General features: G+C 42.8%; 9 protein-coding genes. All 9 read right to left on the reverse strand.

Going from position 1 to position 11,891, the window contains the following annotated elements; translation table 11 throughout:
* Nucleotides 1-2: 2 nt before the first annotated feature.
* Nucleotides 3-1,208, reverse strand: a complete 1,206-nt coding sequence (gene icmH / locus L1D15_RS11625; protein WP_239875741.1) for a type IVB secretion system protein IcmH/DotU — start codon at nt 1,206-1,208, stop codon at nt 3-5.
* Nucleotides 1,209-1,213: 5 nt separating this feature from the next.
* On the reverse strand, nt 1,214-2,545 hold the full coding sequence (tssK, locus tag L1D15_RS11630) for a type VI secretion system baseplate subunit TssK (protein ID WP_239866602.1): 1,332 nt from the start codon (nt 2,543-2,545) through the stop codon (nt 1,214-1,216).
* Between the two features lie 20 nt (nt 2,546-2,565).
* The gene (gene tssJ, locus L1D15_RS11635; RefSeq protein ID WP_239875742.1) at nt 2,566-3,048 is read right to left on the reverse strand and encodes a type VI secretion system lipoprotein TssJ; all 483 of its coding nucleotides are present in this window, start codon (nt 3,046-3,048) and stop codon (nt 2,566-2,568) included.
* On the reverse strand, nt 3,048-3,986 hold the full coding sequence (locus tag L1D15_RS11640) for an FHA domain-containing protein (RefSeq protein WP_239836475.1): 939 nt from the start codon (nt 3,984-3,986) through the stop codon (nt 3,048-3,050). The genes tssJ and L1D15_RS11640 overlap by 1 nt, the downstream gene beginning before the upstream one ends.
* A gap of 3 nt (nt 3,987-3,989) precedes the next feature.
* Nucleotides 3,990-4,703 (reverse strand): transporter substrate-binding domain-containing protein, encoded by a 714-nt coding sequence (locus L1D15_RS11645; RefSeq protein WP_239875872.1) that lies wholly within the window; start codon nt 4,701-4,703, stop codon nt 3,990-3,992.
* Entirely contained in the window at nt 4,700-5,701 is a 1,002-nt protein-coding gene (locus L1D15_RS11650) for an ABC transporter substrate-binding protein (protein ID WP_239875744.1), read from the reverse strand. Before L1D15_RS11650 ends, L1D15_RS11645 begins: the two co-directional genes overlap by 4 nt.
* Nucleotides 5,698-8,247: an MFS transporter gene (locus tag L1D15_RS11655; RefSeq protein ID WP_239875745.1), complete on the reverse strand. Its 2,550-nt coding sequence runs from the start codon at nt 8,245-8,247 to the stop codon at nt 5,698-5,700. The genes L1D15_RS11650 and L1D15_RS11655 overlap by 4 nt, the downstream gene beginning before the upstream one ends.
* A gap of 21 nt (nt 8,248-8,268) precedes the next feature.
* Nucleotides 8,269-10,881 (reverse strand): type VI secretion system ATPase TssH, encoded by a 2,613-nt coding sequence (tssH, locus tag L1D15_RS11660; RefSeq protein WP_239875746.1) that lies wholly within the window; start codon nt 10,879-10,881, stop codon nt 8,269-8,271.
* Between the two features lie 73 nt (nt 10,882-10,954).
* The gene (locus L1D15_RS11665; RefSeq protein ID WP_239875748.1) at nt 10,955-11,884 is read right to left on the reverse strand and encodes a type VI secretion system baseplate subunit TssG; all 930 of its coding nucleotides are present in this window, start codon (nt 11,882-11,884) and stop codon (nt 10,955-10,957) included.
* Between the last annotated feature and the right edge of the window lie 7 nt (nt 11,885-11,891).

Raw genomic sequence — 11,891 nt, forward strand, 5'->3', positions numbered from 1 at the left:
TCCTAAGGAGCCTCTGAAGTTTTCTTTGTGTCTTTTGTCGTTTTTCTGTTTTGCACAATGATGGCTTTAATCGCGTCTTTCTCTAGGTACCAAGCTTTGATTTCACGTGCTTGTTGAGAAGAGTCGCTACGTACAATAACGCGGAAGTAAGAGTGGAATGGTTCCACTAAAGGCGTATATGCAGAAGGCGATAGTGTGTTAATAAACGCATTGGCATTTTTTTGTGATGAGAAAGTAGCCAATTGCACCAGCCAATCTGATTTACTTGTGAACATGGAAGGCGGAGGTGTTGCATCTACCATTTCGACCTTACTGCCTCTTTGGGGGGGATTAACTAAATCATCGTCGTTACTAATGAAAACGATGTCGTTGACCTCTCCCGATAAGATGTAGCGTTCACTAAAGTCAGGCAGCAAGCTAAAATCTCGCGCTCGTTGAGACATGGTCTTTTCATACCAGAAGTGTGTTAACCCAATGCTTAGCGCCACTAACGTACTAAAAAACAACGTGGTAAGTAGGTAACGTTTTCTGCGAGTTGGTTTACGCGCTTTGGGCAGTTTTACTCTTGTACGGCAATGGATACTGTTACTTTGCCGGTATTGACTAATGACTTGCTCTAACTGATGAATAAAGCTTTTTAACTGTTCGCTACCTGTTTCGCGATATTGGCCTTTGAAGCCAATGTTGAGAAAAATGTAGATGATTTCAAGTAAATCGATAAGTTTATGAGGCTGGCGTATTGCCTTTTCCGCAACAGTGAAAAATAACTCTCCGCCGTTACGCATCCCAAATAACTCGCTGAGTAGCGTTTTATTTTCCCAACCCCGTTTCTCACCCCATTCGCTGTAGATAATAAGCTCATCCAGCACGACAGCATACAGAAAGCAGAGCTTATCGATGACAGCGACAGGGTAAGTTAACTCTGCCCCTTTAGACTTGATTTCATTGATATTGCTGACAAGCTGGTGGCGTAGTGTAGTGACATCTTCAGGTTCAGGCAGAGTCGAAACTTTGAGCGTTGTCGCCAATAATTCACTACTGATATTAATCAGCTGATTTTCAGCTTTATCGAAAAAATTCAGAAAGTCATGATGGCTTTTGCTCGCGTGAACAGGAGCCCAATGGGTTGTTGTATCGTCACTGTTTTTGTCTGTAAAGTCTGATTTGTTGGTATCCCAAACCAGTGTTTCTTCGTCTAAGTAGTCCATAGGCATTATCTCAACGCGTACAACATGACTTCTAATTCACCAATGCGAGTATCGACGTGAAGCGCTATCGCATCACGGTTTTCAAGCATCTCTAGCCACATTCTGTCTGAGGTGTCGACTTCAAAATAGGAAACACCTTGCATTGGTTTAAGCTCGCTTGGAGCAACGGGTAGTGGTGACAACGCGATTCCGGACAAGCTGTTTCTAACCAGCTCAACGATACGAGCATTGTTACCTAGCTTGGCAGCGACTGGGAAAAGCTCATTCAATTCGGCGCTACTGATATTGGATTTGACGGCCAATACGAAACGACGATTAGAGACACTTGCCGTATCTTTTATCAAGGTTCTTAGAAGTCGACGGCGTTCGAATAGGGAAGAATCCCAGTTAAATTCAATCACAGAGTCCTGCTGAACCAGAGTCAGCATATTGCGTAGGCTAGAAAACAGCGGATTAAAGCTGTCATAAAGCCTGTGATATTGCAGGTTACTGCATGGCTCCGGTATTGCCGGCGTTAATGCCATGATTTGAGCTTCAAACTTGCGTAGTTCGAGATACAGATCATGAGTTTGGAATTTGGGGTTGTTAATTGTGAGATCGAACCAAGGAAGCCAAGTATTCAATGTCTGTAGCCAGAGGTAGTCTTGCATCATTGACTGAGGGCTTTTTTGCCCTTGACCGGCTTGAATACGTTTGAGTAGGTTGGTGGCTCGATTAGAAGATAGGGCGTGTATCTCTTTCATACGTTCCACTAATAGTGTTGAAGCCCCATAGTGGAGGCAAGCTGGAATAAATGCTCGGTCAAGCACCACATCCCCAGATTCACTACTTTCCAGAATTTTGGAAATAGGGATCAGTGTAAAACCAGAGGTGTCTTCGCCTTCTAATTTGATGGAAATGTTGAGCTGTGCAACATCAATCTCTACGCTGGCATTTTCTGATGTTGAAGTATCGAAGACACTGATCGATTGGGTTATATAGCGACTTTGCTCTGCTTCGTCACTACCGTAGTCATTATTACCTTGTAACGAAATTGGCAAAGCGAGATAAGCGATAGTCTCAATAGTGCCTTGTGGGATATCTCGGGCGACTTCTTCTCTTAACTCAAAATGGGTTCCATCGGGGAATACGCCAGCCGAAGACGCGACAGAGAGCTTGCCGATTTTAAGCAAATCGTGATTGATGGTTAATTCAGTCACACCATAAAAGGGAGCAAATCCAGCTAATGTCTCGATATTTTGGCGAACATAGTTTTGAACATATCGATCCTGCTGTTGAAAATGCTGTGGGGCAATGAACATACCTTCTTGCCATACTACTTTTTTGAATGCGTCCACGTACTTTCCCTACTTTATGATTAAAATAACTTCCACCAGGGAGAATCTGGCGTAATAACTTCTAGCTTGGCCTTGTCACCTGAAATACTGAGCTGCAAATACTCGTCCGAGGTTTTTGGCACCATAGATACTGACTTAGGCTCACTTTGCTGGTAATCGATAAATTCGACCAACACTGCAACGTATTGTGTTTGATTATTAATATCTAACGTTATCTTTTGTTCACTACCGGGAATAACAATCGGTAGTATTTGTTTCGAGACTAAATTGGCGCTGAGCAGTTCCACATCATTACTGTATAGGTCAATAAAAGGCTGCTGCTTAAACATCTGTGCATCAGTCAATTGATATAATCTAACCACAACGGGGTTCGATTCATTGGAATCCGACGGGTTGGCCGATTTATCTGACTTAATTGCTAAAGAGTATTGAGTTACAACAGGCGCAGGATCTGACGAACAACCGATCAGAAACAGGGCCAAAACAACACACCACTTGGCCATTAACTTTCCTCTCTTTGTTTCTGCATGTTCTCCATAAAAAGAGCTTTGAATTGGCGTCTGAAATCTCCATTCTCTTGTCTGTGCTGGAAGTGTTTGCGATAAATTTTCCAGTATTTCTTCTCTTTATTGGTAAACATTCCGCCAGAGATATAATCGCTAAACTGTCTCTCAAGCTGAGTCGGTGCGAATTCGTTCAAGAACTGATCAACCGTTTTTTCGAGGGCATCAAACAGCGCTTCATGATGCAAGGTCGGGTTTCTCAGGTATTTATTGTTCTTCTCTGTCATAGAAAGAAGTTTTTCTAGCGATGCTTCTATGGGTACACCTGCTTTCGAATGTACAGGTAAAAACTCAGGTTCTTCTGGGTTTTGGGCCACTTTCGAGTTGATATCATCAACTTCGACGTGTTGAGCAATCAGATCTTCATCTAAGTCTTCAAAAGGGTCCGCAGCAAATGGATCATCACTTAAGATGTTATCTTCAGAAAAATGGTTGTTCTTTTTACTTTCCACGGGAGAGGGTTCTTCCTCTAAAAAGTCAATGTCATCATTATCTAGTTGAAGCGAAAAAGGTTCAGAAAACAGCTCGTCATCTTTCTTCTCATCTTGAGGTTGCTCGGAGGTGATGAGAGTGGAGACCAGCATGGTATAATTCTCGACCTTAAGAATATCGCCATCGCTGAGCGGGTATTCTTTTCCTTTCGCCATTGATTTATCGTTCAGTACGGCACTGTTTTGGCCTGTACTTTTTACACTGTACCCATTATCGGTAAGGCGAATGCTGCCATGTACTCTTGAAATGCGTTTGCTTTGGTCGGGTAAAGAGATATCACAAGAAGTCGCCCGTCCAAATTCACCACCTGTTTTTGGTAAGTACACGACACGAGAAGTGACTACCTCATCAGAGGGTACTGAAATCAAATGAATGCTAATCGTCACTTGTTACCCCTCACACTTTAAAATCGCAGCATTAAATGCAGATAGGAAACCTGAGTACTTGTTAAGGAATCGATTTGAAAAGTAAACGCCCATTGGTTTGGTGTCCATCAATTGTGACTGAAAGAAATCCTCAGGTAGAGAAGCTTCCTTTAGTTCACCCCGAAAGACTTTTTCATCCTCCAATGCAACATCAATTTCCCTTTGTTTTAAAAGCTTTAGTAATACTTTAGCATCTCGGGGCTGTTTGACTACGTTGAATCCGTTGCGCTTTAGCCAAAACCACTTGTTGGACCCAAATTTAGCTGAAAACTTAAGGTTTACTTTGGTAAGTTCATCCATTTTGGGCTCTACACCGGGCCCAAAGTACCAGCGTAACTCTTGTTGAGCGATCGGTGCTGATAGTGTTGCGTATTCATCCCGTTCAGCCGTTTGAGTTGCAACAAAAAAGCCATGCTGTGTACCGCTTTGAACTCGCAACTGTGCATCAGACCAAATCGTCATTGTGATCTGGTAAGGCTGACCCATATGGCTTAGGGCGCACTTTACTTTATCCAGAGCGATTCCCTGCATCTGGCCATGTTTATAGTCTTGATAGGGCGGCCAATCCTGAGTGGTTAAATGCAACCGCGCAGGGCCAAATGTTGTTTGTGCGGATGCATTGGCTACAGTGATAAGGCCAAGTAGAATCGCTAGGCAGAAAGTAAAATACGGCATCATTCTGACCATTCATTTCCTCCAATAAGCTCGGAAATCTTTAATATTGAAACTGGTGGATAATAATCGAGGGCACGAGCTGCGCCGACATTGACTATGTATGAGTACTGAGTCAGAGGCTCAATAGGTACATCACTAGGTTCGTATCTTCCACTCAATATTTGCTCTGCTTTGTGGCCAGCAAACTGGCCGACATTGTAATAACGGCTCACAATGCCAAAAAGAGCGTCATGTTTTCTTATTGGTGATTCGGTTGCGGAAAACGTCGCAATACCTTGTCGATGTAAGCTGTCTACAATATCTTTGCCCTGACTGATAATGTATGAATCTGGTGGAAGGTAGGCGAGTTGAACACCATCTTCCAACATAAGGTCAACGACCTTTCCAACTGAGCTGGAATCAGGTTTGTCGTTTATTGTTCTGAGAGGATACAAATACACATCCTTTTTGAATTTTGCTGAAAGTGTTTGTATGCTGCGCGCTGTTACTACGGCATTGTTTTCTAAAGGATTGAAAATAATGCCGATAGTTTCGATACCGTTTAGCTGACTGATGGCGTTGAATTGTACATTATGTGGAACAATATGACTGACACCAGTAAAATTTCGTCCATTTTCTTCTAAAGAGTTCACTATCTTTGAACCCACGGGGTCAGTGACGATACTGAACACAACGGGAGTATCACTTTCTTCTCGGAAAAGGCTTGGATTGTGTTCTGTGCCTAAAAGGTTAAGAGTGATAGTGGTGCCAAATGTATAGATTAAATCTGGGTTTAAATTATCTATGCTTTCTAAGTGCTGGCTTAAGGTTGCTTTGTCACGTTTTGCATCTAGCACTGTATAGCGTATGTTCATTTTTTCGGATAAGTAATCCATAAACCCACGCTCAGCATCGGTGATGCCGCGCCATAACACCATTACGACATGTTTTTCGCTTCCTGAATCTGCCGCTGGCACAGCAAACGGCAGAAGAATTAGCAAACACAAAAGCAAAGCCTTCATTTTACCACCTCCACTTGGTTTCTGTCTCTGCGGACAAACAAGCTATAGAAGCTCAGCAGAACAATAGAACTGATTAATAATGCAACACCAAACAGCATAATGGTGCTTTGGAAACCTAAAACACTTAAAGCAAGCCCTGCGACTAATGGGCCCGCGATATTGCCAATACGTTCGGTCAGTCGGAATATACCAATCGTCTTGCCTTTATCCAGCCCAGAACCTGACAATAGCTCTATTATGAGTGGAACTTGCGGAGAAACACATAGGCCGTGTGCGATACCCACGAGTATAACTATCATGAGTAAGCCAAATGTCCCCGGGAGCATCATAATATTGATCAATGCGGCGGCAGACAAGATACCACCGGCAAAGATAAAGGCAATTTTGTTATTCCACTTGTCAACTAGCGACGCAGCGAGAGGTGAGATGATGATAATGGCAAGCCCATATGTCATCATTACACGACCCGAAACAGCGCTACTTTCTCCTAGTGACTGCAAATAAACCGGGCAGATGTAATATAAGAAGCCAGTTAAAACCACTTTAGCAGGAATGGCACTAAAGAAGGTAATGAGTGCAAAATACTTATTACTCAACAGTATTTTAAAGTCAGTTAACTGTACAGGCTTGCTTTCACTATTGGTTTCTCCACGATCAAAGAAGATGATGACTAGCATTACCCCAACGATCGCTAAAGAGGCGGCAAGCATAAATGTCATCGAGTAGCCAAGTTTGTCCGCTAGAACGCCACCAATTGCCGCCCCACAAAGTGAACCAGAGAAAAAGGCTGATAAGAAGGTCGACATACCTTTAGTTCTGTTTTGCGTATTTGTTGTATCAGTGACATAGCCTTGAGCCGAAATGAATACGATACCGTAACCAACAGCGGTTACTGCTCTAGCAACAAGCAGCAACTCAAGGTTGGGACTTAGGGCGGTTGCTACTAGCCCCACAGCAGTTAGAAGACCACCACCGATGAGAGACTTTCTTCGGCCGACTTTGTCAGACCAGTAGCCAGCAAAGGGAAGAGATAGGGCCCAACACAACATAAAGAGTGAAATAGGTAAACTGGTGACTAAGTCTGTTGGGATCCAATTCTGCGTGCTTGGCAAGCTGGCTACAAAGTTAGGGAAAAAGGCTAGGGAGGCGGCCTCTGAGAATATTAAAATAAATAGAGGAAGTCTAACAAAACGGTAGTCCTGAATGTTTTTCTCAGGGAGCGCTTTGCTGTCAAAAGTACTCTTTATGAGGGCATTTAGCTTACCGATGAGAGAGCCGAGCTCGTCATTGGATTGAACCTTAACAAGATATGGGACTTGTTTATGTTCGCCCATCGCAATCAACTGTTTAATCTGCCTCCATGGTTTGATGATCATGAAGTGACAGATAAATAAAATGATTTCAATAACGAACAATCCTGAGGCAACAAGGACTGTGATCATATCCATAATACTATCTTTGATCATCTGTGGGATGATATTAGTATCAGCCATCATTTGAAGCTTAATTATTCCAGTAGTATCTATCGGAATAGATAACTCGCTTGCTTCGACATAATCTGGGAAAAAGTCGGGATGTTGATAGAGAGCCGTTTCGTTACGTTCCAAACGAATAGAAAGCAATTCAGGGTGATGTTCAATATAAGATGAAAATTCATCTTCTAGACCCATTAATCGTTCGAGAGGAACTCCTTCATTAATGATGCGTCCAATCATATGGGAGAGTGTATCGCCGATAAGGTTAGACTTTTGTTTTAGCTGATTTTCATAAACAACGGAGAACTTATTCAATGATTGATAGGAACTTCCTAAGTTTGAAGCTACTGTTAAAACAATCGCGAGAAGAATGATAAGAAGTGGAAAATACTTTGCACGGATTTTGTTCCACTTAGAACTAGTTCGGTCAGCGATAATATGGCTTTTAACTGAGGTTAGCAGTTGTTTTTCGGTCATCCCTTCAGTATTCATTGCATTGGTCGCTGATTTGACTTTTTTCAGCAGAAAATCAAGCAAAGAGTTTAGTGCCAAATATCCAATGACCGCAGCGACTAAAACCCATAAAAGGGTGTCCATGACTTGTTGAGAAAGCAAAGTTTGTTTGATTTGCTCAAGATAAAGTGGCGAGTAGTAAAGTCGCAACTCCCCTTCTTTTACATTGAATGTATTTACAATATCGGTAGTCAGCAGCCTGTCAGTGTCGAATTTGGCTACTCCTGTAGTAAACAGGACGTCGTCAGAACTGTTTACGACTTGAATTTTACTGATACCATCAACAAGCTCTAGGCGTCTTTCGATGAGAGATTGGATATTCGAGATAGAAGAAAGGGGGAGCCCCAAACTCATTGCCTGTCGAATGTCATTATCTGTCTCGTCCAGTACCACCTGATAAGTTGAGTCACTTGTCTGAGTTAGGCGTTTATCGAAGTTGAGGTAGTTTAATGTTGTATTTAACCCGTTAGAAAACAGCAAGACAGCGACAATGGCCAAAATAAGCTTGGCTCGCAGTGAGATAAATCGTTGAGCTTTAACCATGTATCCAGTATCCATCTTGCTGTTCATCTACCGAACTTACTGAATAGTAAGTTCGAATCCTTCCTCATTGTTAGCTGCAGTAACAGACACTTGTGTGATTGGCTGTTGTTGGCTTAACCTGCTAATACATTCTTCAGCTAGCTTAGGCATCAAAGAACGGTTAATGATTTGCTCAACGGCTCGACCACCAGTGGTAGGATCTGTATTTTTACCAACAACGTATTCAACGAAGCCTTCATCCCAAGTGAACGATGCTTGATACTGTTCGGCAAGTTTCTTCTTGATCCTATTTAGAGATATCTCAGTGATTTTAGCTAACTCTTCGTCGTTTAGTGGGTAGTAAGGAACAATCGTTGTACGGCCCAAAAACGCTGGCTTAAAATAGTGCTGAAGATCTGGGCGTATCGCTTCAAGGAGTTTTTCGTTACTTAGGCGTTCACTATTATCTGCACAAGCATCACAAATAGCCTGATCCGCTGCGTTTGACGTCATAATAATGATAGTGTTTTTAAAATCGACAGTTCGACCTTCGCTATCTTTGATATGCCCTTTATCAAAAATCTGATAGAAGAGATCATGCACGCCAGGGTGAGCTTTCTCCATTTCATCTAACAGTAAGACCGAGTAGGGGTTACGGCGAATGGCTTCTGTTAATACTCCACCTTCGCCAAAGCCTACATAGCCGGCGGGAGAACCAAGTAGCATAGAAATTTTATGCTCTTCCTTAAACTCGGTCATATTGATGATAGTAAGGTCGTTGCTACCACCATATAGCTGCTCTGCAAGTGCCATAGCGGTTTCTGTTTTACCTACACCACTAGGACCGCACATTAGAAATACCCCAATTGGTTTTCGGCTATCGGTGAGGCCAGCACGAGAAATGCGGATCGCTTTGGCAAGTTCCTGTTTTGCTACATCTTGGCCGATGACTCGATTGTCTAGCTCTTCTTCTAAGGATAAAAGACGGGCGATTTCATCACTCATCATGTTCCCAACAGGAATTCCTGTCCAGTTAGCAATGACCTGAGCAATGGTGCTGTCATCAACCATTGCGTTGACCAAAGGCTCTTCACCTTGTAATTCACTAAGCTGATCTATGAGTGCGTTGAGTTTGTCTTGTTTTGCTTTATCGACGGATTCCCCGGTTTGCTCATCGCCGATTTCTTGCTGAAGCTCTTTGATTTGCTCAACCAAGTCGATTTCTTGCTTCCAGCGGGTTTGATAATCTTCCAGCTTTTTCTCGTTATCCGCAATTTCGGTAGCAAGTTCGGCAATTTCATCTTCCGCAATACCAAATAGCGCATTTTCTTTTTCTAATGCGGTTTTTTCATTTTTTTGGTAACGAATAGTTTGTTCAAGTGCTTCAATAACTTCGGGTTTTGCTCCTTGAGTCAGAGCGATACGAGCACTTGCTGTATCGAGTAAGCTAATGGCCTTGTCAGGAAGTTGGCGACTTGGTAGATAGCGAATGGATAAGTGAACGGCTGCATCTATGGCTGATTCTGCAATAAATGCACCGTGGTGTTTTTGCAGCGAAGCCGCGATTCCACGAAGCATCTGCTTGGCATCTTCAGCGTTAGGCTCTTCGATCGATACAACTTGGAAGCGTCGAGTTAACGCAGGGTCTTTTTCAAAATACTTCTTATATTCTGCCCAAGTCGTTGCTGCAATAGTCTTGAATTCGCCACGCGCTAGAGCTGGTTTCAATAAGTTTGCAGCATCATTTTGACCAGCAGCGCCGCCAGCCCCAATTAAGGTGTGAGCTTCATCAATGAAAACAATAATAGGTTTTTCGCTATTTTTGACTTCATTGATGACGTCCTTGAGTCTGTTTTCGAATTCGCCTTTTACACTAGCCCCAGCCTGAAGTAGACCAAGATCCAAAGAGTGGATTTGTACACCTTGCAGTGCCCCTGGAACTTCATTCTCTGCAATACGTAGTGCTAAACCTTCGACAACAGCGGTCTTACCAACCCCAGGCTCACCTACCATAATTGGGTTGTTCTGACGCTTTCTGCACAGTATGTCTATCGCTTTACGTACTTCGGAGTTGCGACCAGAAATTGGGTCAATATTACCATCTAAGGCTTGCTGAGTTAGGTTTGTGGTGTACTTACTTAACGCATCGTTACCGACAGGAGCACCACTAGTACCATCGGTAGCTGCAGCACTGGTTTTAGAACGTGCTACCGCTGTTTTATTGATTAAGCCTTGCAAGGATTCCAGTGATACATTTTGCAAGCTTTCTAGCTGCAGTGTATTCATTCCAAGCACGTTTTGTTGCAACATAGCCTGAATCAAATGAAGGCTGATTACTTCGCCATGACCATAGTTTACAGAGGCAATCATCCAGGCATCTTTTACGATTTCGGTAAGAGCTTGACTGAGAGTCGGTTGGCCTTCATTTCCTTTAGGAAAACGTGCAATTCTTGAGGACAACTCATTCACTAAATTGTCCTGCGAGAGGTTCTGGGACTGAATGAGACTATTTAAATGTTTATCTTGCTGTGAGAGTAGCTGTAATAGCCAATGCTCAGTCTCAATAGAAGGCACATTTTGGTTCATCGCGGCCCCAGCAGAAACTTCAAGTGCTTGTTTCAGCTCTGGTGACAACTTAGCGACTAGATTTGTTAGCGTAACTTGCGTCATACCATTTTCCTTGTATCTCAAGAGGCATCAATACGTCTTTAATACCTAGCTCTTATTTGATTCTGAAGTCTCATCACTTCAGAAGAATACTTACTATTTGTTGAGGTTTCCTTTCCGGCGCTAGGCAATCAACTTCGCCCAGTTTAGCCGCGTTATACTTGTTACTGGACAGACGAGGTCTATTCAGATACTCCCGTTTGACGTTGAGATAAACGGACGTTGAGGTGTTATCTTTTAAATAATGCTGAATCAATTCTTTCATGTGGCTAGCGAGCAAGGGATCAGATTGAATAGCAATCAGCTCACTCTCGGTTTTTGGCGTGATGTAAACCATCAAGTGGCTAAAGTGCGTCAAGCAAGTTTTTCCGATCAAAAAGCCTTGTCCAATACGACTGTTAAAATGTTCTTTTTGACCTAAACGAGTCAATGAGTCAGACGGAAGTTGTCTTCTCTCATGAGTCTTGGTTGACACTTTAACGTCGAATGGGAAGTAGTCATTGAGCATTTGGCTCAATGTGCTGAGGTTCCTCTGGCCTTGGCTCAACAGCATCGAATACTGAAAATACTTACCATGGTTATTTTTGAGTGTGGCAATGTGATTCAGCAAGGCAGTTTTCTCGGGCTGAAGTTCATTCTGGACCACAAGCCAAGAGCCTGTTTCAAGCTGACCTACAATTTCGAAATAGCGCTGATTGAACACATCAAGGAAGTCTTTGAGCGCATGATCGTCATTGTGAAGTGCCGCAAGAAGTTCTTCATAGATATAATTGGGTATAACGCCTTTTACGCCAGATAAAGCTTGCTTTGCTAGTCTTAGCTTTAATCGATTATTTTTTAGTGAAAAATACTGTATCTCACTGGCATCACCTGTTGGCATTGCCTCAGCTTTGAGTTCGAGTTTTACCCGATTCGGGTTTTGATTAACCCAGTGGGTTAATAACCTCATCGCTTGAGCGAAATCGTACTGTTGTGGGTGTTGGGTTAAATCGTTAATCAATGACATACATATT

This window comes from Vibrio sp. Isolate25 (assembly GCF_022398025.1).
Classification (GTDB): domain Bacteria; phylum Pseudomonadota; class Gammaproteobacteria; order Enterobacterales; family Vibrionaceae; genus Vibrio; species Vibrio coralliilyticus_A.